The sequence below is a fragment of the Micromonospora sp. NPDC051296 genome (assembly GCF_040682255.1).
In the GTDB taxonomy this organism is placed as follows: domain Bacteria; phylum Actinomycetota; class Actinomycetes; order Mycobacteriales; family Micromonosporaceae; genus Micromonospora; species Micromonospora craterilacus.
Map to the genome: position 1 here is coordinate 1 of NZ_JBFBAO010000067.1, position 23,470 is coordinate 23,470.

The 23,470-nt window shown below is 73.8% G+C and carries 20 protein-coding genes and 3 pseudogenes; 9 read left to right on the forward strand and 14 right to left on the reverse strand.

Annotation, left to right across the window (positions count from 1 at the left end; all coding sequences use genetic code 11):
• Window positions 1-254 precede the first annotated feature (254 nt).
• The gene (locus tag AB0M52_RS10385; RefSeq protein WP_363951549.1) at window positions 255-386 is read right to left on the reverse strand and encodes a hypothetical protein; all 132 of its coding nucleotides are present in this window, start codon (window positions 384-386) and stop codon (window positions 255-257) included.
• A 147-nt stretch (window positions 387-533) separates the two neighbouring features.
• Here AB0M52_RS10385 and AB0M52_RS10390 point away from each other — a divergent pair, with 147 nt between their 5' ends.
• Window positions 534-1,595, forward strand: coding sequence for a LacI family DNA-binding transcriptional regulator (locus AB0M52_RS10390; protein ID WP_363951552.1), 1,062 nt, complete (start codon window positions 534-536; stop codon window positions 1,593-1,595).
• A 96-nt stretch (window positions 1,596-1,691) separates the two neighbouring features.
• Window positions 1,692-2,696 (forward strand): aminoglycoside phosphotransferase family protein, encoded by a 1,005-nt coding sequence (locus tag AB0M52_RS10395; protein ID WP_363951555.1) that lies wholly within the window; start codon window positions 1,692-1,694, stop codon window positions 2,694-2,696.
• A gap of 73 nt (window positions 2,697-2,769) precedes the next feature.
• Here AB0M52_RS10395 and AB0M52_RS10400 read toward each other — a convergent pair whose 3' ends face one another.
• From AB0M52_RS10400 to AB0M52_RS10420, 5 genes are all read right to left on the reverse strand, one after another.
• Window positions 2,770-4,584, reverse strand: a complete 1,815-nt coding sequence (locus AB0M52_RS10400) for an IucA/IucC family siderophore biosynthesis protein (RefSeq protein ID WP_363951559.1) — start codon at window positions 4,582-4,584, stop codon at window positions 2,770-2,772.
• Window positions 4,571-5,158 carry a GNAT family N-acetyltransferase gene (locus AB0M52_RS10405; protein WP_363951562.1) on the reverse strand — a complete coding sequence of 196 codons (588 nt, stop codon included), beginning with the start codon at window positions 5,156-5,158 and terminating at the stop codon, window positions 4,571-4,573. Before AB0M52_RS10405 ends, AB0M52_RS10400 begins: the two co-directional genes overlap by 14 nt.
• On the reverse strand, window positions 5,155-6,435 hold the full coding sequence (locus tag AB0M52_RS10410) for a lysine N(6)-hydroxylase/L-ornithine N(5)-oxygenase family protein (protein ID WP_363951565.1): 1,281 nt from the start codon (window positions 6,433-6,435) through the stop codon (window positions 5,155-5,157). Before AB0M52_RS10410 ends, AB0M52_RS10405 begins: the two co-directional genes overlap by 4 nt.
• Window positions 6,436-6,469: 34 nt before the next feature.
• A complete protein-coding gene (locus tag AB0M52_RS10415; protein ID WP_363951567.1) occupies window positions 6,470-8,020 on the reverse strand; it encodes an aspartate aminotransferase family protein in 1,551 nt (516 codons plus the stop codon).
• Between the two features lie 142 nt (window positions 8,021-8,162).
• Window positions 8,163-9,194: an ABC transporter substrate-binding protein gene (locus AB0M52_RS10420; protein ID WP_363951569.1), complete on the reverse strand. Its 1,032-nt coding sequence runs from the start codon at window positions 9,192-9,194 to the stop codon at window positions 8,163-8,165.
• Window positions 9,195-9,316: 122 nt separating this feature from the next.
• Between AB0M52_RS10420 and AB0M52_RS10425 the strand changes: the two genes are divergently transcribed.
• From AB0M52_RS10425 to AB0M52_RS10445, 5 genes are read left to right on the forward strand one after another with little or no spacing between them, the layout of a single operon-like run.
• Window positions 9,317-10,360 (forward strand): iron chelate uptake ABC transporter family permease subunit, encoded by a 1,044-nt coding sequence (locus AB0M52_RS10425; protein WP_363951597.1) that lies wholly within the window; start codon window positions 9,317-9,319, stop codon window positions 10,358-10,360.
• Entirely contained in the window at window positions 10,357-11,379 is a 1,023-nt protein-coding gene (locus tag AB0M52_RS10430; protein ID WP_363951572.1) for an iron chelate uptake ABC transporter family permease subunit, read from the forward strand. Before AB0M52_RS10425 ends, AB0M52_RS10430 begins: the two co-directional genes overlap by 4 nt.
• A gap of 29 nt (window positions 11,380-11,408) precedes the next feature.
• The gene (locus AB0M52_RS10435; protein WP_363951574.1) at window positions 11,409-12,218 is read left to right on the forward strand and encodes an ABC transporter ATP-binding protein; all 810 of its coding nucleotides are present in this window, start codon (window positions 11,409-11,411) and stop codon (window positions 12,216-12,218) included.
• An 11-nt stretch (window positions 12,219-12,229) separates the two neighbouring features.
• Window positions 12,230-14,278 carry a penicillin acylase family protein gene (locus tag AB0M52_RS10440; protein ID WP_363951599.1) on the forward strand — a complete coding sequence of 683 codons (2,049 nt, stop codon included), beginning with the start codon at window positions 12,230-12,232 and terminating at the stop codon, window positions 14,276-14,278.
• Window positions 14,271-14,816, forward strand: coding sequence for a GNAT family N-acetyltransferase (locus AB0M52_RS10445; protein ID WP_363951576.1), 546 nt, complete (start codon window positions 14,271-14,273; stop codon window positions 14,814-14,816). Before AB0M52_RS10440 ends, AB0M52_RS10445 begins: the two co-directional genes overlap by 8 nt.
• Before the next feature lie 81 nt (window positions 14,817-14,897).
• Here the strand turns inward: AB0M52_RS10445 and AB0M52_RS10450 are convergent, their stop codons facing one another.
• From AB0M52_RS10450 to AB0M52_RS10480, 7 genes are all read right to left on the reverse strand, one after another.
• Window positions 14,898-15,605 carry a dihydrofolate reductase family protein gene (locus AB0M52_RS10450; RefSeq protein ID WP_363951578.1) on the reverse strand — a complete coding sequence of 236 codons (708 nt, stop codon included), beginning with the start codon at window positions 15,603-15,605 and terminating at the stop codon, window positions 14,898-14,900.
• The gene (gene ribA, locus AB0M52_RS10455) at window positions 15,602-16,246 is read right to left on the reverse strand and encodes a GTP cyclohydrolase II (RefSeq protein WP_363951580.1); all 645 of its coding nucleotides are present in this window, start codon (window positions 16,244-16,246) and stop codon (window positions 15,602-15,604) included. The genes AB0M52_RS10450 and ribA overlap by 4 nt, the downstream gene beginning before the upstream one ends.
• An 11-nt stretch (window positions 16,247-16,257) precedes the next feature.
• Window positions 16,258-17,220 carry a lysylphosphatidylglycerol synthase domain-containing protein gene (locus AB0M52_RS10460; protein WP_363951583.1) on the reverse strand — a complete coding sequence of 321 codons (963 nt, stop codon included), beginning with the start codon at window positions 17,218-17,220 and terminating at the stop codon, window positions 16,258-16,260.
• A gap of 62 nt (window positions 17,221-17,282) precedes the next feature.
• Complete coding sequence (locus tag AB0M52_RS10465; protein WP_363951586.1) at window positions 17,283-18,107, reverse strand: class I SAM-dependent methyltransferase; 825 nt, start codon at window positions 18,105-18,107, stop codon at window positions 17,283-17,285.
• A complete protein-coding gene (locus AB0M52_RS10470; RefSeq protein ID WP_363951589.1) occupies window positions 18,104-19,141 on the reverse strand; it encodes a glycosyltransferase family 4 protein in 1,038 nt (345 codons plus the stop codon). Before AB0M52_RS10470 ends, AB0M52_RS10465 begins: the two co-directional genes overlap by 4 nt.
• Window position 19,142: 1 nt before the next feature.
• On the reverse strand, window positions 19,143-19,571 hold the full coding sequence (locus AB0M52_RS10475; RefSeq protein WP_363951591.1) for a 6-carboxytetrahydropterin synthase: 429 nt from the start codon (window positions 19,569-19,571) through the stop codon (window positions 19,143-19,145).
• 3 nt (window positions 19,572-19,574) lie between these two features.
• On the reverse strand, window positions 19,575-20,555 hold the full coding sequence (locus AB0M52_RS10480; protein WP_363951594.1) for a dehydrogenase: 981 nt from the start codon (window positions 20,553-20,555) through the stop codon (window positions 19,575-19,577).
• A 95-nt stretch (window positions 20,556-20,650) separates the two neighbouring features.
• Here AB0M52_RS10480 and AB0M52_RS10485 point away from each other — a divergent pair.
• Both AB0M52_RS10485 and AB0M52_RS10490 read left to right on the forward strand, forming a co-directional pair.
• Window positions 20,651-21,355 (forward strand): annotated as a pseudogene (locus tag AB0M52_RS10485) (CDP-alcohol phosphatidyltransferase family protein); the annotation flags it as partial.
• Between the two features lie 206 nt (window positions 21,356-21,561).
• A pseudogene (locus tag AB0M52_RS10490) lies at window positions 21,562-23,115 on the forward strand (sulfatase-like hydrolase/transferase); the annotation flags it as partial.
• 1 nt (window position 23,116) lies between these two features.
• Here AB0M52_RS10490 and AB0M52_RS10495 read toward each other — a convergent pair.
• A pseudogene (locus AB0M52_RS10495) lies at window positions 23,117-23,470 on the reverse strand (SAM-dependent methyltransferase); the annotation flags it as partial.

Here is a 23,470-nt window from a genome sequence, read left to right on the forward strand (position 1 = left end):
CCAGCATGATCGCGGCCGGGGATGAGGCGGGCGGCGGGAGCGCAGCTCGCGCGGTGTGGTACCGGGCAGTCGGACGGGGGGCGGCAGCTCCCCGGCGTGGCATCCCCGCCCGGTGTTTCTAGATCTTGGACAGTTGGCGCTCCGCGCGAACGGCAACTGTCCAAGATCTCGACAGCATGTCCCGCATTGCGGGATCAGTGGAGGGGGCTGGCCCGGACGGTCGGATGGACCGCCCTGCGGGCCGATCCCATCTGTCACCGGACGGCTGACGGCCGCGACGACGGTGCCGGCGGGGTCGGCCGGGGCAGCAGCGGCCCGTCGGAGCGGGGATGGCCGGCGAGCCGCAGTCGCCGGCCGGCGGGCAGGGGCCCCTCGGTGCCGGTCACAGCGTCAGCTCCGGGACCTGGCCGCGGCGGCACCGGCGATGACGCGTGAGCTGCGCGAACCACGGAATCAGGAAAGGACCTTGACTGCGGTACGGTGACGCTGTCCGGGCGGGCGCGTGGCCGGCGCAGGCGTGAGGGGGGCGGTACGTGGCGACTCTGTCCGATGTGGCCCGCCGGGCCGGTGTCTCACCCGCCACGGCGTCCCGCGTGATCAACGGCAGCAGCAAGCCGGTCACCGAGGAGTTGCGCGAACGGGTGCTCCAGGCGGTCGCCGAGTTGCAGTACGTGCCCAACGCCCACGCTCAACTGCTCGCCCGTTCGCACCGCGGCGCCGTCGGGGTGATCGTGCACGACGTCTCCGACCCGTACTTCTCGGAGATCACCCGTGGGCTGCAACGGGTCGCCGCCGACCAGGGCCGGCTGCTGATGATCTGCAACAGCTACCGCGACCCGGAGCGGGAGCTGGAGTACGTCGAGCTGCTGCGCGGGCACCAGGTCGCCGCCATCATCCTGGCCGGCTCCGGCTACCACGACGCCAACTTCACCCGGCTGCTCAACGGCAAGTTGGCCGCGTACGAGGCCACCGGTGGGCGGGTCGCGGTGATCGGCCGCCACGAGCACTCCGGCGACGCGGTGATGCCGGACAACCGCAGCGGTGCCCGGCTGCTCGGGCAGGAACTGTGCCGGCTCGGGCACGAACGGATCGGGGTGGTGGCCGGGCCACGGGTGCTGACCACCACGACCGACCGGCTGACCGGGCTGCGCGAGGCGCTCGCCGAGCACGGCCGCGAGCTGCCGGAGCACCACGTCCGGTACGCCGAGTTCGACCGCGACAGCGGCGCCGGGGCCACCGCCGCCCTGCTCGACGCGGCACCGGGACTGACCGCGATCGCGGCGCTCAACGACTCGATGGCCATCGGCGCGCTGTCGCTGCTGCGCTCCCGGGCGGTGGCGGTGCCGGCCCAGGTCAGCGTGTTCGGTTTCGACGACATGCCGATGGCCCGGGACGTCACCCCGGCGCTGACCACCGTACGGCTGCCCCTGGTCGAGATGGGCGCCCGGGCGATGGCGCTGGCCCTGGACGCCGGGGCGAGCCGGCCACGGGTGGAATCGCTCGCCGCCGAACTGGTCCCCCGCGACAGCTCCGGCCCGGCGCCGAAGGAAGGGCCCCTTGTTAACGCCTCGGGTAGAGGAAGGGCCCCTTCTTAACGTCACCGCCGAGCGCTGACCGGTTGCTTCGCCGGCTGGCGGTTCGGGCCTGGCACGGGTCGGACGGCCGGCTCGCCGAACCCATACCCTGACCGGGTGCCGTCGATCAGTCCCACGCAGCGGGTCCTCTCCCCCGACGACGTGGCGGATCTCGTCCGCGCCTCGTTCGGCCCCGGCCGCCGGGTAACCGACTGCGGACCGCTGGCCGGCGGCGGCTTCGCCGCGGTGTGGTGGGCCCGCCTCGACGACGACCGGGATGTCGTGCTGAAGGTCGCCCCGCCGCCCACCGCGCGGCTGCTGCGTTACGAGAGCGACCTGCTGGCCGCCGAAGCCCGCTACTTCAGGCTGGTTGCCGACCGGGCGCCGCAGGTGCCGGTGCCGCCGGTGCTGCACCACGGCCGCGATCCGCGCTTCGGCGAGTGGCTGGTCACCGGCCGGCTGCCCGGGCAGGCACTGCCCGATCTGGACGATGACGACACCGCGGCCCGAACCGACCTGGGCACGGCGGTGGCTGCCCTGCACCGGATCACCGGGGACCGGTTCGGCTATGACGCCGGCCGTACCGGCGGGTCGACCTGGCCGGCGGCGTTCGCGGCGATGATCGACGACCTGCTCGCCGACGCGGCCGACTGGGCCGTGGCACTACCCGCGCCGCCGCAGCGGTTCCGCACGCTGGTCGCCCGGCACGCCGACCTGCTCGACGCGGTGCGCCGCCCGGCCCTGCTGCACTTCGACTGCTGGGACGGCAACGTGCTGGTCGCGCCCGGCGACGACGGTACGCCCCGGATGCGCGGCCTGGTCGACGGCGAGCGTTTCCTCTACGGCGACCCGCTGCTGGATCTGGTCTCCCCGCTGCTGTTCCGCCGCGCCGAGGACGAACCGGCGCACCCGTTCCTGCGCGGGTACGCCGCCGCCACCGGCACGCCGCTGGTCTTCGACGACGGGGTACGCCGCCGGCTGGCGCTGTACCGGATGCACCTGCACCTGGTGATGACCGTGGAGATGCCGAGCCGCGGCATCACCCCGGACAACGACCCCGGCCGGCACGCCCTGCTCGCCGAGCTGCTGGACCGCGACCTCGCCGACCTGTCCCGCAGCTGACCGGCCGGAGGTGCCGCTCGACGGGCAGCCCACGCCGGAGCCGGCCCACCGGCGTGGGCCGGCCGGACGCCGGCTACCGGTCCGCCGGGGCGGGGGCGAAGCGCGCGATCGGGTTGGTCAGGGCACCGACCAGTTGCAGTGCGGCGGACGGATCCGCCAGGTCGACCATCTGCTGGTTGTCGCGCAGTTGCAGCCGGTTGAGGCAGGACAGCGCGAACTCGGGGGCGAACAGGTCGTAGCGGGCGAGCCGGTCGGCCAGGTGCGGCACCCGGTCGGCGTACTCGGTGGCGCAGTCGGCGACCGCGCGCCAGAAGGTTTCCTCGTCGGTGACGCCCTGGCTGGCGAGGGTCGCGCCGAGGAAGCGGAAGAAGCAGTCGAAGACGTCGGTGAAGATCGACAGCAGCTTCATGTCCTCCGGGACGTCGGCCCGGATCCGCTCGACCGCGGGTGGCAGGGCCGCCTCGGCGCTCATCACCACGATCTCCTCGGCGATGTCCTTGAAGATCACCCGCTCGACGGCCCCGTCGCGCAGCACCAGGATGACGTTCTCACCGTGCGGCATGAAGGCCAGGTCGTAGGCGTAGAAGGCGTGCAGCAGCGGAGTCAGGTAGGCGTGCAGGTAGCGGCGCAGCCACTCGACCGGCGCCAGGCCGGAGGCGGCGATCAGCTCGGCGGCGAAGGAGCGGCCGTCGGCGTCGACGTGCAGCAGCGACGCCATGGTGGCCAGCCGCTGACCGGGCGCCAGGCCGGGCACCGGGCTCTCCCGCCAGAGCGCGGCCAGCATCTTGCGGTACGGCGAGTAGCGGTCGGTGGCGGCCTCGTACTGCCGGTGCCGGTAGCCGACGGCGGCCCGCTCCCGGATGATCGTCAGCCCGGTGGACCGGAACACCTCGTCGCCGGCGATCAGGTCGGCGAGCCAGTCGTTGATGGCCGGGGTGGCCGCCATGTACGCCGCGGACAGCCCCCGCATGAAGCCCATGTTCAGCACGGACAGCGCGGTCTTGACGTAGTGCCGCTCCGGCCGGCTGACGTTGAAGAAGGTCCGGATGGACTGCTGGGCGAGGTACTCGTCCGGCCCCTCGCCGAGGTGGACCAGTCGCCGGTGGGCCACCTCCCCGGCGAAGGTGACCGACAGCTTGTTCCACCACTGCCAGGGATGCACCGGGATGAGGTGGTAGTCGGCCAGGTCGAGGCCGAGCCCGGCCATGGTCTCGCGGTACCCGGCGAGTGCCGCGTCGCCCAGTTCCGCGCGGACGAGGGTGTCGTGGTCCAGGTCGGCGGAGCTGGAGAAGGTGGCGTGGTCGCGGTGCGCGGCCAGCCAGATCAGCCGCACCGGCCGGGCGGTCTCCGGGGCGTACCGGTGGTACTCGTCGACGCCGAAGCCGAGCCGGCCGTTGTTGGCCACGAAGCAGGGATGGCCCTCGGTCATCGACGTCTCGACGGTCTGGAAGTCGGCCTCGACCAGCTTCGCCGCGCCCGGCAGCGGACGGTCCAGCTTGTACGCGATGCCGGCCAGGGTGGAGCTGATCTCCTCCAGGTAGACCGGCAGGACCCGGTCGGTGAGGCCGAGCGCGTCGCGCAGGTCGAGACAGAGGTCGACGGCGTCCAGCGGCAGGATCTCCTCGCCCCGGTGCCGGGTGATGCTCTCCGGGTCGATCTCCCAGTGCTCTAGGGTCAGCACCCGCGCGGCGAACCGGTACACCACGGCGCCGGAGCCGCCGGAGACCGCGTACCGGTGCGGGCCGGCGGTGTCGGTGGGTGGCCCGACCGGCTCGGGGGTGATCAGCCGCTCGTGGGTGAACTCGGCCAGCGCCTTGCGCACCAGCAGCCGGTTGGCCCGTTCCCAGGTCTCGGGTCGCAGGTGGGCGACCAAATCACGCGTGGTCAAACCGGTGCTCCTTCGCTACGGTGGCGGCCACGAACCGCTCCCGGGTGCAGATGCTCAGCAACGCCGTCTTCTCCGGCTTGACCACCGGGCCGATGACCTCGAACCCGACCGCCGCGTTGAGCGCGTGCACGGCGGTGTTGCCCACGTCCGGCTCGACCACGACCCGGTGGGTGGCCGGGTCGGCGAAGAGCCAGGCCATGACGGTGGTGATCACCGCCGTGGTGAAGCCGTGGATCGGCACCTCGGCCGGCGCGCAGAGGAAGTGCATGCCCACGTCGCCGGGCTGCGCGTCGTGCAGCCCGACCAGCTCCACCCGCGCCGGGTCGTACCGTTCGGCGAGGAACGCCGCCGCGCCGCGCCACAGCCCGAGGTAGGCGTCGTGGTGCGGGTGCGCGGCGAGGCGACCGTACTCGGCGGCGACCCGCTCGACGTCGGCGTCCTGCATCATCCAGAACGCCGCCTTGGGGTGGGTCACCCAGCGGTGCAGCAGCGGGGCGTCGGCGGCCACGTCGAGCGTACGCAGGGCGAACTCGCCGAGCCGGCGGTCGTGACGGGTGTAGACGACGTCGGTCACACCGTCACCCCGAACTCCTGGAAGGTGATCGACTTCTCGACCGGGTACGGCTCCCGACCGAGCATCTCCCGGATGATCCAGGCGTTGCGGTACGGGCCCATGCCGAGGTCGGGCGAGGTGATGCTGTGCGTGTGGGTGCCGCCGTTCTGGAGGAAGATGCCGCGCCCGGTGTGGTCGACGCTGTAGTTGCGGGCGACGTCGAGCCGCCCGTGGCCGTCGAACCGAAGCCGGTCCCGGACCGGGTCCAGGAACGCCGGCACCTGGTGCCGGTAGCCGGTGGCCAGCACCAGCCCCTCGGTGTCCAGGGTGAAGTCCCGGCCCTGCTCGACGTGGCGCAGCCCGAGGGTGTGCACGCCGGTGGCCGCGTCGTACGCCACGCCGGTCAGCTCGGTGTTGGTCATCAGGCGGGTGTTCACCGGGCCGTGCACGCTGGACGCGTAGAGCAGGTCGAAGATGTCGTTGACCAGGTCGGCGGAGATCCCCTTGAACAGCCCCTTCTGCTCGGCTTCGAGGCGGTACCGGGTCGGCTCGGACAGGGCGTGGAAGTAGTCCACGTAGTCCGGTGAGGTCATCTCCAGGGTGAGCTTGGTGTACTCCAGCGGGAAGAAGCGCGGTGAGCGGGTCACCCAGTTCAGCTGGTAGCCGTACGTGTCGATGTCGCCGAGCAGGTCGTGGTAGATCTCGGCGGCGCTCTGCCCGCTGCCCACGATGGTGATGCTCCGCTTGGTCCGCAGCGCGTCGCGGTGCTCCAGGTAGCGCGAGTTGTGCACCGCGTCGGAGGCCAGGCCGGCGCAGGCATCCGGCAGGTGCGGCGGGGTGCCGGTGCCGAGCACCAGGTGCCGGGCCCGGTGGGTGACGGGCGTGCCGCCGACGGTGGCGGTCACCACGTACCGCTGGTCGGTCGGGTCGTACTCGACGGCGGTCACCTGGTGGCCGAAGCGCAGGTTGGGCAGCTTGGCGGCGGCCCAACGGCAGTAGGCGTCGTACTCGACCCGCAGCGGGAAGAAGCTCTCCCGGATGTAGAAGGGGTAGAGCCGGCCGATCTCCTTGAGGTAGCTGAGGAAGGAGTACGGCGAGGTGGGGTCGGCCAGGGTGACCAGGTCGGCCAGGAACGGTGTCTGCAACCGGGACGACTCCAGCAGCATGCCGGGGTGCCAGGCGACGTCGGCGCGGGCCTCCAGGAACAGCCCGTCGAGGTCGGCGATCGGCGCGGTCAGGCAGGCCAGGCCCAGGTTGTACGGGCCCAGCCCGATCCCGATGAAGTCGTAGCTTGACATCCGGCCCTCCAGGCTCGGGTTCACGGGTGACATGTCAGCCGACCGGGCAGGTGAGGTCGGCGGCGGGCGATGCCGCGTGGGTGTGCACGTACCGGCCGGCGTGCTCGGCGATCAGGTCGAGCACGTACCCGATGTCCTCGCGGGTGGTGGCCGGGTTGAGCACGGTGAACTTCAGGTACTGCCGGCCGTCGACCCTGGTGCCGGCGACCACACCGAGGCCGGAGGCGGCCAGCGCCTCCCGGGCGTGCAGGTTCGCCGCGTCGGCCAGTTCCCGGCCGGGCCCGGTGGGCCGCCACCGGAACACCACCGTGCTCAGCGACGAGCGGGTGAGCACCTCGAACCGGGGGTCGGCGGCGACCAGGTCCCACGCCTGCGCGGCCCGGTCGCACACCTCGTCGAACAGCTCGCCGACGGCGTCCGGACCCATCACCCGCAGGGTCAGCCAGAGCTTGAGCGCGTCGAAGCGGCGGGTGGTCTGCAGGCTCTTGTCGACCTGGTTGGGGATGCGCTGGGCGACCATCCGGGCCGGGTTGAGGTAGTCGGCGTGCCAGGTGGCGTGCCGCAGGGTCCGACCGTCGCGGACCACCACCGCGCTGGAGCTGACCGGCTGGAAGAACGACTTGTGGTAGTCGACGGTCACCGAGTCGGCCCGTTCGATCCCGTCGAGCAGGTGCCGGCGGGTGGGCGAGACCAGCAACCCGCAGCCGTACGCGGCGTCCACGTGCAGCCACACCCCGGCCGTGGCGCACACGTCGGCGATCTCGTCGAGCGGGTCGATGGTGCCGAAGTCGGTGGTGCCGGCGGTGGCCACCACGGCCGCCACGGGCAGGCCGTCCCGCCGGCAGCGGGCGATCTCGTGCCGGACGGCACCGGGGCGCATCCGCCGGTCCGGGCCGGTCTCCACCACCACGACCGCGTCCGGCGCCAGACCGAGCAGCTTGGCCGCCTTCTGCACGCTGAAGTGGCCGGCCGCCGAGGCGATGATCCGCAGCCGGGGCAGCAGGACGCGCCGGTCGGTCGGGGTGGCTCCGGCCAGGGCCTCCTCCCGGGCCAGCAGCAGGGCGTGCAGGTTGGACTGGGTACCGCCGCTGGTGAACACGCCGTCGGCGGCCGGGCCGAGGCCGATCCGGGCGGCCGTCCAGTCGATCAGCCGCCGCTCGATGAGGGTGCCGCCGGCGCTCTGGTCCCAGGTGTCCATCGAGGAGTTGACCGCGCTGAGTACCGCCTCGCCGAGCAGCGCCGGGATGACCACCGGGCAGTTGAGGTGCGCCAGGTAACGCGGGTGGTGGAACCAGACCGCGTCGCGCAGGTAGACCCGGTCCAGCTCGTCCAGCGCCGCCGTGGTGTCCCCCAGCGGCCGGTCCAGGTCGATCGCGTCCACCAGCGGGGCCAGCTCGTCCGGGCGTACGCCGGTGAACGGTCCGGTCACCTCGGCCAGCCGGCGGGCCACCCGCTCGGTGCCGGCCGTCACCGAGCGGCGGTAGTCGTCGACTGTGCGGTCGTTGAGCAACTGGGCCCGGGCTGTTGTGGGCCCGGTCGTCGGCCGGGTCGGCGTTGCCTCGGCGGTGTGCACCGGCAGGGTCATGGACGTCCTCCACGCTCGGCGGATCGGTTTCGGGCAGCCGGAACCCGCCGCCCACGCGTCGCGCGGCGGGTGCTGCGGTTCTGGGAGGGTGGTGGAGGGGCGGCCGGTGGGTGGTCCACCGCGCGCCGGCCGCCCGCCGGCGTCAGGTCAGCTTCTTCGCGCCCTGGATCGCCTTGGCGAGGTTCTCCAGCAGCGGGGCCGCGCCGGCGTACGAGAAGCGGGGCACCGCGTCCCACGGGGTGATCTGCCCGGCCTGCACGGCGGGCAGTTGCTTCCAGGTGGGCTTGGCGGCCAGGTCGGGCGGCTGCACGGCGGTGTTGCGGTTGTCGAGCAGGATCAGGTCGGCCGGGAACTTGCCGGCGTTCTCCCAGCTGAGCGCCTCGAAATAGTCGCCGGCTTCGAGCTTGGTGGGCACCACGATGTCGACGCCGAGTTCGGCGAAGTACATCAGGTCGGTGCTGACCTTCGGGTTGGAGACGTAGAACAGGTCGGGGCTGCCCGAGGCCGCCATCACCTTGATTCCCGGGTTGGCCTTGACCGCCTGGCGCACCGCCTCGGCGGCGGCCTCGAACCGCGCCTTGGCGTCGGTGACCTTCGTCGCCGACAGGTCCGCGCCGAGGGACTCGGCGAGCTGGGCGTACCGCTCGATCGGCTTGGTCATCGGCACTCGGGCGGTGGTGATGGTGACCACCGGCGCGAGCGGGAGGATCTTGTCCTTGCTCTCGTCCGGCACGTACCAGTAGGCGCCCGGGTCGTACATGTGGGTGACCAGCAGCTCCGGGCGCAGCCCGGCGTACTTCTCGACGCTGAACTCACCCCAGACGTTGCCGAGGATCTCCACGCTCTCGATGTCCAGCTCGCCGGCCTGCGGCTCGGCGCTGCCGTCCGCCTTCCTGGTTTCCCCGAAGACCCCGACGACCTCGCGGGAGAGTCCGAAATCGACCAGCGCGGCGGCCGAGCCGGTGAAGGCGACCACCCGGGCGGGTCGGGTCTCCGCGGTGACCTTCTCGGGGCGGTCGTCGGTGAACGACCACGGGCCGGAGTTGTTGCCCGCGTTGGGCTTCGCGGCGTCTTCCCGGCCACAGCCGGCGAGCACGGCGGCCACGGCGGCGGCACCGCCCGCAGCGAGCAGACCCCGGCGGGAGAGACGGCGGGCGGAGACAGGATCAGGCATGGTGTCGTCTTTCGATCAGGGTCGGGGGGACCGTGGACAGCCGGGGTTAGGCTAACCTAACCTAACTTCCTGTCAAGCCCCGATCGGCGTTTCGCACCACACTGGAGTTCACACTGTCCGTCATCGAGTCGCCACCCGACGAAGCGCCGCCCCGGTCCACCCCGCCACCCCGGCACCGCCGCGCCGCGTGGCGGGCCACCGGCCTCGCCGTCGCCGCGCTGGCGCTGCTCGCCGTCGCGGTGCTCAGCATCGCCGTCGGCGCCAAGCCCGTCCCGCTGTCCGAGGTGTGGTCGGCCCTGCTGGACCGCGACGCCGCCGAGTACGCGGTGGTGCGGCAGATGCGGCTGCCGCGTACGCTGCTCGGCCTGCTCGCCGGGACCGCGCTCGGCGTCGCCGGAGCGGCGATGCAGGCGCTGACCCGCAACCCGCTCGCCGACCCCGGCCTGCTCGGCATCAACGCCGGCGCCGCCGCCGCGATCGCCACCGCCGCGGCTCTGTTCGGCGTCGGCGGCGGCACCGGCCAGGTGTGGTTCGCGCTGCTCGGCGCAGCCACGGTCACCGTCGGCGTATACGCCGTCGGCGGCGGCCGCTCGGCCACCCCGGCCCGGCTGGCGCTGGCCGGCGCGGCGCTCAACGCGGCCCTCTACTCGTACGTCAGCGCGGTGATGCTGCTCGACTCCGCCGGTCTGGAGCGGCTGCGCTTCTGGACCGTCGGATCGCTGGCCAGCGCCGACACCAGCACCGTGCGGCAGGTGCTCCCGTTCATCGCGGTCGGGCTGCTGGTCGCCCTGGCCGCGGCCCGGCCGCTCAACGCGCTGGCCCTCGGCGAGGACGCCGCCCAGGCGCTGGGGGCCCGCCCGGCGCTGATCCGGGCGACGGTGATCGCCGCCATCACCCTGCTCTGCGGCGCCGCCACCGCCGCCTGCGGGCCGATCGTCTTCGTCGGGCTGCTCGTGCCGCACCTGGTCCGCGCCCTGACCGGGCCGGACCTGCGCTGGCTGCTGCCGTACAGCGCGCTGCTCGCCCCGGTGCTGCTGCTCGGCTCCGACGTGCTCGGCCGGGTCCTCGGCCGCCCCGGCGAACTCCAGGTCGGCATCGTCACCGCGGTGCTCGGCGGGCCGCTCTTCCTCTGGTTGGTCACCCGGACCAGGACGGCCCGCCCATGATCGTGATCCGCACCCCGGGCCGGCTCTCCCTCCGGCTGCACCCCCGGGCCGTCGCCGTGGGACTCGCCTGCACGGTGCTCGCACTGGCGGTGGGCGTCCTGGCCGTCGGCCACGGCGACTACCCGATGACGCCGGCCGACGTGCTGCGCACGCTGACCGGCGGCGGCAGCCCGGCCGAGGAGTTCATCGTCACCCAGTTGCGGCTGCCCCGGCTGGTCACCGGCCTGGCCGTCGGCGCCGCGCTCGGCCTGGCCGGCGCGGTGTTCCAGTCGCTGGTCCGCAACCCGCTGGGCAGTCCCGACATCCTCGGCTTCACCCAGGGCGCGGCCACCGGCGCACTGGTCGTGGTGGTCCTCGGCGGCAGCAGCGCCGCCCTCGCCGGCGCCGCGGCCGTCGGCGGCATCACCACCGGCTTGCTGATCCACCTGATCGCCTGGCGGCGAGGCGTGCACGGCTTCCGGCTGGTGCTGGTCGGCATCGGCATGACGGCCATCCTCACCGGCGTCAACGGCTACCTGCTGACCCGGGCGCCGCTGATGGACGCGGCCCGGGCCGTGCTCTGGCTCACCGGCAGCCTCGACGGTCGCGGCTGGTCCGACGCAGCGCCGCTGCTGGCCGCCCTGGCGGTGGCGGTGCCGGTGCTGCTCGCCTGCGGTCCGGCGCTGCGGATGACCGAGCTGGGCGACGACGCCGCAACCGGACTGGGGGTGAGCGTGCACCGGTTGCGGATGATCCTGCTCGCCGCGGCGGTGCTGCTGGTCTCCCTCTCGGCGGCCGCCGCCGGCCCGGTGTCGTTCGTCGCGCTCACCGCCCCACACGTGGCCCGGCGGCTGACCCGGGCGCCGGGGGCCAACCTGCTGCCGGCGACGATCGTGGGTGCGCTGCTGACGGTCACCGCGGACCAGGTGGCGCTGCGGGCCTTCCCCGGCCAACTCCCGGTCGGCGTGGTGACCGGCGTGATCGGCGGCGGCTACCTGGTCTGGCTGCTGGCCACCGAGCGCCGGGTCGGCCGGCTGTGACGACCATCGACGAGAACGGAGCAACCAGCATGCCGACCTCCCGGCTCGGAGGCAGCGGGCTGCGGCTCGCCTACGACCGGCGCATCGTCGCCGACGACCTGACCGTCACCGTCCCGGACCGGTCCTTCACCGTCATCATCGGCCCGAACGCGTGCGGCAAGTCCACCCTGCTGCGGGCGCTGTCCCGGCTGCTGAGGCCGGCCGAGGGGGCGGTGCTGCTCGACGGGGAGGACATCCACCGGCGCCCGGCGCGCGCGGTGGCCCGTACCCTCGGGCTGCTGCCACAGTCGCCGATCGCTCCGGACGGCATCGGCGTGGCCGAGCTGGTGGCCCGGGGCCGCTACCCGCACCAGGGCCTGCTGCGGCAGTGGTCCCGCTCCGACGAGCGGATCGTGGCCGAGTCGATGGCCGCCACCGGCGTGGCCGACCTCGCCGACCGGCTGGTCGACGAACTCTCCGGCGGCCAGCGGCAGCGGGTCTGGCTGGCCATGGCCCTGGCCCAGCAGACCCCGCTGCTGCTGCTGGACGAGCCGACCACCTACCTCGACATCGCCCACCAGATCGAGGTGCTCGACCTGTGTGCCCGGCTGCACGAGGAGCAGGGCCGCACCCTGGTCGCGGTGCTGCACGACCTCAACCACGCGGCCCGGTACGCCACCCACCTGATCGCCATGCGCGACGGCCGGGTGGTCGCCGCCGGCGAACCCCGGCAGATCGTCACCGCCGCCCTGGTCGAGGAGGTCTTCGGCCTGCCCTGCCGGGTCATCGCGGACCCGGAGACCGGCACTCCCCTGGTGGTCCCGGCGGCCCGCACCCGCGCCGGTACGGTGACCCGGTGAGCGAGCGGAGCATGCCCGTGAGTGGACAGCGTTACCGCGACCAGTGGGGAATCCCGCACCTGCACGCCGACGGCCCCGGGTCCCTGGCCTACGCGCAGGGCCGGGTCACCGCCCTCGACCGGGCCTGGCAGATCGAGGTGGAGCGGCACCGTTCGCAGGGCACCAGCGCGGCCTTCCTCGGTGCCGACGCGGTGGCCTGGGACCGGTTCGCCCGCCAGGTCCGGCTGGACGACACCGCCCGGCGCTGCCACGCCGCCCTCGATCCCGCCACCGCCAGCTGGGTCGGCCGCTACGTCGACGGGGTGAACGCCGGGCTGGCCGAGGGCGCGGCGCGGGCACCCGAGTTCGCCGCCACCGGCCTGGCCCCGGGCCGCTGGCAGCCGTGGACGCCGCTGGCGCTCTGGCTCACCCACCACGTGCTGTTCGCCGGCTTCCCCACGAAGCTCTGGCGCGAGCACGTGGCGCGCACACTCGGCGCGCCGGCGGCCGGGCTGTTCGCCGTCGACGGTCACGTCACCTCGGGCAGCAACGGGTGGCTGCTCGCCGGAGCGCGTACCGCCAGCGGGGCGCCGCTGATCGCGGGTGACCCGCACCGGTTCATCGAGGCCCCCGGCATCTACCAGCAGATCCGCCTGGCCTGCCCGGAGTACGACGTGCTCGGGTTCGCCGTGCCCGGGATACCCGGCATCGCGCACTTCGGCCACGCCGGCGACGTCGCCTGGGCCATCACCAACGCGATGTCCGACTACCAGGACGTGTATGCCGAGCGGCTGCGCCGCCGGGGCACGCTGGTCGAGGCGTACGGCCCGGACGGCTGGCAGGCCGCGTACCGGCACGTCGAGACGATCGAGGTGGCCGGCGCCGATCCGGTCGAGGTCGAGGTGATCGAGACCGAGCGGGGGCCAGTGATCTCCGGCGGCCCCGACGACGACCGCGCCGTCACGGTCAGCCTGCGTCACCCGCCCCGGGTCACCGGTGACCTCGGCTTCTCGGTGCTGCCGGCGCTGCTGCGGGCCCGTACCGTCGGCGACGTCGACGCGGCGCTGGACGGCTGGGTCGAGCCGGTCAACGTGGTGCTCGCCGCCGACACGGCCGGTGGACTGCTGCACCGGGTCGCTGGCCGGGTGCCACAGCGCCACCCCGACAACGGGCTGCGGATCGTCCCCGCCTGGGAGCCCGCCCACGCCTGGCGGGGCTGGCACGCCATGCCGAAGTCCCCGGTCGACGGGGTCGCCGTGATGGCCAACGAACGCGGCATCGCCGCCGAGCTGGGGGTGGAGTTCGCCCCGCCGCACCGGTCCGACCGGATCCGCCACCTGCTCACCGAGGCCACCGACTGGCGACCCGGGCAGATGGCGACCGTGCACACCGACACCTACCTCGCCGCGGCCGGGGCCCTGCTGGACCTGCTCGCCGGCCTGGACGGGCTCAGTGCCGGTGCCGTCGCACTGCGCGAGCGGCTGCTGGCCTGGGACCGCCGGATGGCGGCGGACAGCGTGGAGGCCGCGGCCTTCGCCGACCTGCGGGCGGCCGTGGTGCGCCGGCTCACCGCCCACCCGACGCTGGCCGCCCTCGCCGAGCCGCCGGCCTACCCCGAGGTGTTCCGGCCCTGGCTGACCCTGCTGCCCCGGATCGGGTACGCGCTGACGCCGCTGCTCCACGCCGACCTGCCCGACCTCGACCGGGACGCGCTGGTGCGGGAGGCGGCCGAGGAGGTCGCCGCCGCCGGTGACACCCGCCGCTGGGGTGACCGGCACCGGCTCGCGCCGTGGCGGGCGCTGCCCGAGCCGACCGAGCCGCCGGGGCCGGAACTGGCCGGCGACCACGACTGCGTGCTGGCCACCTCCAGCGTCCCCGGGATCACCGACCTGTGCCTACGCGGGCCGGCGGCCCGCTACGTGTGGGACCTGGCCCGGCGCGAGGACAGCCGGTGGGTGGTCCCGCTCGGTGCCGCCGGCGCCGGGCCGCACCGCGACGACCAGCTGCCGCTCTGGGTGCGCGGCGAGCTGATCGAGGTGACCTGCGACTGGGACCGGCTGACCGAGGAGCACGATGACTGACCCCCACCACCACGTACGTCAGGTACCCGGGTTCGGCATGGTCACGTTCCGGCCGGTCGAGCCGGAGGCCGACGCCGACGTGATCCACGGCTGGGTCAGCCAGGAGCGGGCCCGGTTCTGGGGCATGCTCGACGCCGACCGGGACCGGGTCGCCGAGATCTACCGGTACGTGGACTCGCTGCCCACCCACCACGCGTACCTCACGCTGCGCGACGGCGACCCGGTGGCGCTGTTCCAGACGTACGAGCCGGAGCACGACCCGGTCGGCGACTGTTACCCGGTACGCCCCGGCGACCACGGTGGCCACCTGCTGATCGGCACGCCGGTGCGGCCCGAACCGGGTTTCACCGGCACGCTGCTGGCCGAGTTCGTCGCCTTCGTCTTCACCGACCCCGACCGGCTGCGACTGGTGATGGAGCCGGACGCCCGCAACGAGCGGGCGATCGCCCGGCTGCGGCGAGCCGGCTTCGTCGAGGGCCCGATGATCGACCTGCCGCACAAGCGGGCCCGGCTGATGTTCCTCGCCCGCCCCGCCTGAGGTGTAAGGAAGGGCCCCTTCCTAACGCCTCATGCATAGCAGGGGTCCCTTCTTAACATCGGGGTGCCGGCTCGACGGCGCTCAGGCCCGTTCGCAGCGGTCCGACAACGCGTAGCGGGTCAGCACCACGTCGCCGATCTGGCGGGCCTCCACCACCTGGGCGCGCCGCCCCGGATGCCATGGGAACCGGCCGTCGCCGACGAAGCGCGGCGCACGCCGGTCCCCGACGAAGAACGGGGCCACCACCAGGTGCAACTCGTCGGCCAGCCCCGCGGTGAGGAACTGGCCGTGCACCTGCGCGCCGCCCTCCACCAGCAGGCGGCGTACCCCCCGATCGGCGAGGTCGGCCAGCGCCCGCGCCAGGTCGACCGGGTCGCCGGCGTCGACCACCGTGGCCAGTTCACCCAGCCGGTGCCGGGTCTTGTCCAGCGAGCCGCTGCCGCAGTAGACGATCCGGTCGGTGTCACCGACGGTGAAGAACCGGGCGCCCGGGTCCAGGTCGCCGCAGCCGGTCACGGTCACCCGGGTCGGTGATTCCGGCAGGCCCCGGGCGAGCCGGTCGGCCCGGCGGTCGGCGCACCGGACCAGCAGCCGGGGGTCGTCGCGGCGGACCGTGCCGGCGCCCACCAGGATCGCGTCGCAGCCGGCGCGGACCGCGTCGACCCGGTCGAGGTCCGCGTCGTTGGACAGCAGCAGCCGCTCGTCGGTGGCGTCGTCGATGTAGCCGTCGATCGAGGTCGCGCAGCTGAGCAGCACGTACGGCCGCGGCGCGGTCGGCGGGCCGGTCACCGGACGAACGGGAGGTCGGCGGCACGGGCGGCGCGGCTGGCCTTCGCCGCGAGGTAGTCGGCGTTGGCCGGGGAGAGGAAGATGCCGGTGGGCACCTGCTCGGTCACGGTCACCCCGAGCCGGCCCAACTGTTCGGTCTTCTCCGGGTTGTTGCTCAGCACCGCGATCGGCCCGACGCCGAGCGCGGCGAGCATCTGCGCGGCGACGCTGTAGTCGCGCTCGTCCTCCTCGTGGCCCAGCGCGACATTGGCCTCGTAGGTGTCCAACCCGGCGTCCTGCAACGCGTACGCGTCGAGCTTGGCGTACAGGCCGATGCCGCGACCCTCCTGTCGCAGGTAGAGCAGGTAGCCGCCGACCTCGGCGATCCGCTGCACCGCCTCGCGCAACTGCGGGCCGCAGTCGCAGCGCTGGCTGCCGAACACGTCACCGGTGAGGCACTCGCTGTGCGGGCGGACCAGCGGCACCGCCCCGCCCCGCTCGACCGTGCCGTGGCCCTCACCGAGGGCGAACGCGAGGTGCTCCCGGCCGTCGACCAGCCCGTCGAAGGTGTGCAGCCGGGCGGTGGTGGCGTAGCCGTCGGAGAACCGTAGCGGCACGGTGACCTGCGTCCGGATGGTGGCGACAGGCAGTGATTCGGACATGGGTCTCCTCGTCAGACGGTGGCGGGTACACGGACACGTCGGGCCAGCAGCACGGCGGCGCCGGGCAGGCTCGCGACGAGCACCAGAGCCCCGTACACCGTCGCGGTGGCCACCCCCTCGGCGGCGGTCAGGCCGGCGGCGGCGAATGCCCACGCGGCCACCCCCTCGCGGGGGCCGAACCCGGCGATGTTGGCCGGCACCCCCATCGCGAGCAGGGCCAGCAGGGTCAGCGGCAGGAGCAGGCTCAGCGGGGCGGTGGAGCCCGCCGTCCGGGCCGCCACCAGGAACGTCGCGAGGTGCCCGCCGACCGCGAGCGCGGAGGCGAACAGCACACCCGCCCAGGTACGCCGACCCAGCAACCCGCTGCGCACGTCGGCGACGGCGGTGCCCACCGCGCGGGTGAACCGGGAGGCGCCGGAGCGCGGCAGCAGCCGGGCGGTCAGCACCACGCCGGCCAGCACCGCCACCGCCACCGCGGTCGCCACCGGCAGGTAGGGCCGCACCGGAGACGGGAAGGCGAACAGCAGCACCACCGCGACGGCGACCAGCACGACCTGTCCGGCGACCCGTTCCCAGACCACCGCCCGGATGCCGCGACCGACGTCGCCGGCGTCGCGGCCGTGGCGCACCGCGCGGTGTACGTCGCCGAGGATGCCGCCGGGCAGGGTGGCGTTGAGAAACACCGCCCGGTAGCAGTGCGCCACCGCCTCCCGCAGCGGCAGCCGGACCCCGAGGCCACCGGCGACCAGGCTCCACCGCCAGGCGGCGCAGACCGTGGTGAGCACGCCGATGGCGAGCGCGGCGACCAGCGCCGGCGCGTCGATCAGGCGCAGCCCGGCCAGGAACGGACCGGTCCCGAGCCAGCACAACAACCCCACCAGCACGGCGAGCCCCAGGACCAGTCGCGCCCACCCCCAGAACGAACGACCCGCCGGGGCGGCCGCAGGCGCGGTGCCACCAGCTTCATCCCCCACGCGAGCCTCCCCGGCATGGCGATCTTTCCTGACTGTACGCACGTAGCCGGGCGGCCGACGGTTCAACGACGCAGGGCGAGCAGGTCAGCGTGGTCGACCAGAACGTCGAGCCGGCCGGCTTCGATCTCGGCCAGCCGACGCTGCGCGTAGTCGCGGGTACGGTCGGTCAGCTCGGGGCGTTGCTCGCGGGCCGCGTCCAGCCAACCGGTGAACCACTGCGCCGCCAGGGCGGCCTGGTCCGGACCGAGCCGCCACGGGCTGGGCCGCGTCTCGACGGTCACGCCATGGCGGGCGAACGCCGCGACGCAGGCGTCGGCCGCGTCCGGCCCGAGCAGCCGGCGACCGTTGACGGTGCGGCGCTGGTGGGCGTTGAACGCGTCGGCGATCTCGGCGTCCAGCGGGTCGGCCGGGGTGAGCCGTACCGTGCCGGTCACCGAGATCAGGAAGAGCGTCGGGCAGCCGGCCTTGGCACACGCCGCCACCAGCTGGTCGATCTCCTCGGCGGTCAGCATGTCGAGCAGGGCCGAGGCGGTGACCAGGGCGGCGTCGGCCAGATCGGCGGCGGACAGCCGGGTCAGGTCACCCCGGCGGGTCTGCACCGTCACCGGTGTGCCGTCGCCGGCGGTGGCGGGCAGGCTGGCCCGGGCCCGGGCCAGCAGCTCCGGGTCCTGGTCGTAGAGGATCCAGTGCTGCGGCCCGGGCAGCAGCGGGGCCAGCCAACGACCCAGCGAGCCGGTGCCGGCTCCGAGGTCGTGCACGACGAACGGACCGCCGCCGGTCAGCGCCGCGCGGACCGTGCCGACCAGCTCCGCCGACCGGGCCGCCACGTCGGCGGGTTCCCGCAGCGCGAGCCACTGCGCGAAATCGGGTGGTAGATCCACGCTCATGCCGCCATTGCCTCCTTGAGCGCCGCCGTGATCCGGTTGGTGGTGGTGGTCCAGTCCTCGAGGGTGGTTCGCCGCCGCCGGGCGGCGCGACGCAGGCGCTCGCGCAGCTCTGCCTCGTCGAACCACCGGCGCAGCTGCGTCGCCAGGGCGTCCGGGTCGCCGGGCGGCACCAGCAGGCCGGGGCGGCCGTCCGGGGCGGCGTGCCCGAGGGCGTCGGGCAGGCCACCGACCGCCGTGGCGAGCACCGGGATGCCCCGGGCGAGGGCCTCGGTGACCACCATCCCGTACGTCTCCCCGCGCGACGGGTGCACCAGCAGGTCGGCGGCGGCGTACGCGGCGGCGAGCCGGTCGCCGGCCAGCGGGCCGGTCAGCCGTACCCGGTCGCCGATCCGGTGGGCGGCGATCCGCTCACGGAGCCGGTCGACGAACGCCGGTTCCCGGTGCAGCGGGCCGACGCAGGCCAGCGTCCAGGGCCGGTCGGCGACCGCCGCGAGGGCCTCCACCAGCACGTCGTGCCCCTTGTGCGCGGCGACCGTGGCGACGCAGAGCAGTGCCGAGCCGGCCGGTGAGCCCGGCGCGGGCGGCGCCGGATCCACCCCCGGTGCGGCGACGTGCACCCGGTCGACGGGCAGCGCGTACCGCCGCAGCAGTTGGGCGCGGGTCCAGTCGCTGGTGGCGATGACCGTGCTGGCAGTGGCCAGCGCGCGTGCCTCGGTGTCCTCGTCGAGGGGCAGGTGCACCAGGGCGACCAGGCGCAGCCGCCGGGCGTGCGCGGCCAGTGCGTCCGGCACCACCGAGGCGATCAGGCCGTCGATCAGTACCAACGCGCCGTCGGGCAGCCCGGAGAGCGCTCCGGCCAGTACGGCGTGCTCCGCTGGGGACGGCCGGGGCCAGGCGCCCGGCACGGCGTGTTCCCGTACCGACCAGCCGGCCCCGGTCAGGCCGGTGCAGATCCGCCGGTCGTAGCCGTTGCCGCCGCTGGGCGACGCCGGGTCGTCGATGTCGCCGGGAAGGATCACATGCAGGATCGGCACCTCAGGCGAGGTTCTCGCCGGCACCGCCCGGCCCGAGTGACCGTTCGTAGCTGGCCCAGGCGACGTGCGACTCGTGCAGGGTGACGGTGATCCCGGCCAGTCCGTAGGCGCCCGCGCCGAAGTCACCGGCGTGCACCCGGTCGGCGAGCCGGTCGGCGATGGTGCGGGCCAGCACCTCGGTGGTGGTGTTCGTGCCGGCGAAGGCGGGTTCGTCGTCGAGGTTTCGGTAGTTCAGCTCGCCGAGCACCGCCTTGAGCTGCTCGATGGCCAGCCCGATGTCGACCACGACGCCGTCGTCGTCCAGGTCGGGGCGCCGGAAGGTGGCGTCGACGACGAACGTCGCGCCGTGCAACCGCTGGGCCGGCCCGAAGACCTCGCCGCGGAAGCTGTGGGCGACCATGATGTGGTCACGGACGGTAACGCTGAACACGGATCACTCCCCGTCGTAGGTGATGAGATGGCAGAGGGCGGGCAGGCTGCCGGCGCTGAGTCGAGTTAGCACGTCGGGCAGCTCGGCGAACGGCGACCGGCCGGTGATCAGCGCGTCGAACGCCGGGTCGGCCAGCAGGTCGAGGGCAAGCGCCATCCGGTCGGCGTAGCTGCGGCTGCCGCGCCGTGCGGGGGCGACCATGCCCACCTGGCTGCTGCGGATGGTCAGCCGGCCGGAGTGGAACGCCGCCCCCAGTGACAGCTGGACGGGCCGGTCGCCGTACCAGCTCAGTTCGAGGACGGTGCCCTCCGGCGCGAGCAGGTCCAGGCAGCGTTGCAGCCCGGGGCTGGTGGCGCTGGCGTGCACCACGAGGTCGCGTCCGGTGGTGGCGGCCTCGGGCGCGGCGAAGTCGACACCGAGCGCGGCGGCCACCTCGGCCCGGGCCGGGTCGGTGTCGACCAGCTCCACCCGGACTCCGGGGAAGCGGGCCAGCAGCGCCGCCACGGCACAGCCGACCATCCCGCCGCCGACGACGCTGACCCGGTCGCCGACCAGCGGCGCGGCGTCCCACAGCGCGTTCACCGCGGTCTCCACCGTGCCGGCCAGCACCGCGCGGGCCGCCGGCACCCGGTCCGGTACGACGGTCACGGCGTCGGCCGGCACCACGTACGCGCTCTGGTGCGGGTGCAGGCAGAACACCGTCCGCCCGCGCAGGTGGTCCGGGCCCTGCTCGACCTCGCCGACGCTGAGGTAGCCGTACTTGACCGGGGCGGGGAAGTCGCCCTCCTGGAACGGGGCGCGCATCGTCGCGTACTGGCTGGCGGGCACGCCACCGGTGAAGACCAGCGTCTCGGTGCCCCGGCTGACCCCGGAGTAGCGGCTACGGACGAGGACCTCGTCGGCGCGCGGCTCGGACAGCGTCACCGGGCGGATCTCGCCCGCGCCGGGCGCACGGAGCCAGAAGGCGCGGGCCGCTCGGGTCACCGATTTTCTCCCTTACCTGCGTCCGGACCGAACCGATCCGTCGTATTTCCCGTATTTCCCTGACAGGGGTCGTCGATCATAAACACGGAGGCACGGTGTCCACAGTTCGAACCGGTCCGCAAATCGGGCTGATCGTCCAGATTGTCCTGCTGGCGGGGCTCGCCGCTACGGTCGGTCTCGGCGTCGCGGGCTGGCTGGCGGGCCTGGCGTACGGTGCCGTGACCTGCCTGGTGCTCATCCGGGGCCTGCGACGCGCCGGTTCGGCCCGGCTCGGCCCGGCCGACTGGGTCACGATGGGCCGCGGGCTGCTGGTCGGCGGGGTGACCGCGCTGATCGCCGACGCGCTGACCACCGGCCGTCCCGCGCCGGTGGTGGTGCTGGTCGCGCTGACCACGGTGGCGCTGGCGCTCGACGCCGTCGACGGCAAGGTGGCCCGGCGCACCAGGACGGTCAGCGCACTGGGCGCGCGGTTCGACATGGAGGTCGACTCGTTCCTGGTACTGATGCTGACCCTCTACGTCGCCCCGTCGGTCGGCGGGTGGGTGCTCGCCATCGGCGTCATGCGGTACGCCTTTCTCGCTGCCAGCTGGGTGCTGCCCTGGATGGACGCTCAGTTGCCGGTCCGCTACTGGCGGAAGGTCGTCGCCGCGGTGCAGGGGATCATGCTCGCGGTCGCCGCGTCCCAGGCGCTGCCCGGCCCACTGACGACGCTCCTGCTGGTGGCGGCGCTCGGCCTGCTGGTCGAGTCGTTCGGGCGGGACGTGGCCTGGCTGTGGCGGCACCGGGCGCCCCGCGCCGTTGCGGCGCTGGTCGTGCCGACCGTGCCGCTCGGGGTCCGCCCGGCCGACCGGGTCGAGGACCGCGATCGGCCGACCGCGCCCGTCCTGTCGCTGCGTTGATGCGGGAGAACCAGTTGTCGATCTCCGACCCGGTGCCCGCTCCGGCCACCGACGAGGCCACCACCGCTCCCACCAAGCCGACCGTACTGGCCCGGGTGGTCACGGTGCTGGCCGCCGCGCTGGTGCTGGCCGTGTTGACGCTGCCCAACCAGCCGTGGCGGATGCAGCCCGGCGCGTTCCTGCGTATCCCGCTGGAGGCGTTGCTGCTCGGCGCGCTGCTGCTCGCGCTGCCCGGCCGACCCCGGCGGGTGGTGGCCGCGGTGTCCGGGGTGCTGATCGGTCTCGTCGCCGTGGTGAAGTTCGGCGACCTGGGTTTCTACTCGTCGCTGGGCCGCCCGTTCGACCTGGTGCTGGATTGGTCGCTGCTCGACGAGGCGTTCACCTTCGCGGCCGAGTCGATCGGCCGGCCCGGCGCGATCGGCATCGCGGTGGGTGCCGGGCTGTTGCTGCTGGCCCTACCCGTGCTGACCGCGCTGTCCACGGTGCGGTTGTCCGGGTTGCTGGTCCGGCACCGTACCGGCAGCACCCGGGTCGTCGCGTCGCTGGTGCTGGTCTGGGCGCTGCTCGCCGCCTTCGAAGCCCGGATCGTGACCGGCGTGACGGTGGCCGACACCAACGCCAGCACGCTCGTCCACGACCACGCCGCCGAGGTCCGTGCCCGGCTGCACGACCGCGAGGCGTTCGCCGCCGAGGTCGGGGTGGACCCGTTCCGCGACGTGCCCGGCGACCAGTTGCTGACCGGGCTGCGCGGCAAGGACGTGCTGTTCGCCTTCGTGGAGAGCTACGGCCGGGATGCGGTCGCCGACCCGGAGTTCGCGTCCGTCCAGCGGGTACTCGACGAAGGCGCCGACCGGCTGGCCGCGGCCGGGTTCGCCGCCCGCAGCGGGTTCCTCACCTCGCCGACCGTCGGCGGCGGCAGTTGGCTGGCGCACGCCACCCTGCTGTCCGGGTTGTGGATCGACAACAACCAGCGCCACAAGAGCCTGCTCGCCAGTGACCGGTTCACCCTGGGCGAGGCCTTCCAGCGCGCCTCCTGGCGCACTGTCGGGGTGATGCCGGCGGTCAACCAGGCATGGCCGGAGGGGAAGTTCTACGGCTACGAGCAGTTCTACAGCGGGCCCGACCTGGGCTACCAGGGGCCGAAGTTCGCCTTCGCCCCGATGCCCGACCAGTTCGCCATCCACACGTTCCACCAGCGGGAACGGGTCGGGCCGCGGGACCGGCCGGTGATGGCCGAGCTGGCGCTGGTCTCCAGCCACTCCCCCTGGACCAAGGTGCCCTCGCTGGTCGACTGGGACGCCATCGACGACGGGGAGGTGTTCCGCCAGGGCATCATCGGCACCCCGACGGCGCAGGCCCGCACCGGTTACCGGCACTCGATCAGCTACACGCTGCGCACCCTCATCTCCTACCTGGAGACGTACGGCGACGACGACACCGTGCTGGTCTTCGTGGGTGACCACCAGCCCGCGCCGGTGGTGACCGGCGAGAACCCCAGCCCGGACGTGCCGATCCACATCGTGGCCAAGGACCCGGCCGTGCTGGAGCGGATCACCGACTGGGGCTGGCAGGACGGTCTCACCCCCGACGCGGACGCCCCGGTCTGGCCGATGGACTCCTTCCGCGACCGCTTCCTCACCGCCTTCGGCCCGGCAACCTGAGTCAGGCGGGTTTGCGGGCCACCAGGACGTCGCGGACGATGGCCTGGTCGACGCGGTGCGACAAGGCGCGCCAGGGGCCGTCGTCGAGCACGGTGAGGCCGGCGGCGGCCAGTCGTTCGGCGGCGGCCTCGCGCCGAGCGACGTTGGTGTTCCAGGAGATGCCGAGGGCGCCGCCGGGGCGCAGCAGCCGCGCCCAGCCCGGCACGGCGGCGGTGAGCAACGCGAGCGGGTCGCGGGCCAGACCGGTCTCGGCGGTACGGCTGCCGTGCTGCACGCCGTACGGCGCGTCGGCCACCACCACGTCGACCGTCTCGGGGCGGAAGAACTCGCCGACCCGGGTGGTGTCGACGTTGAC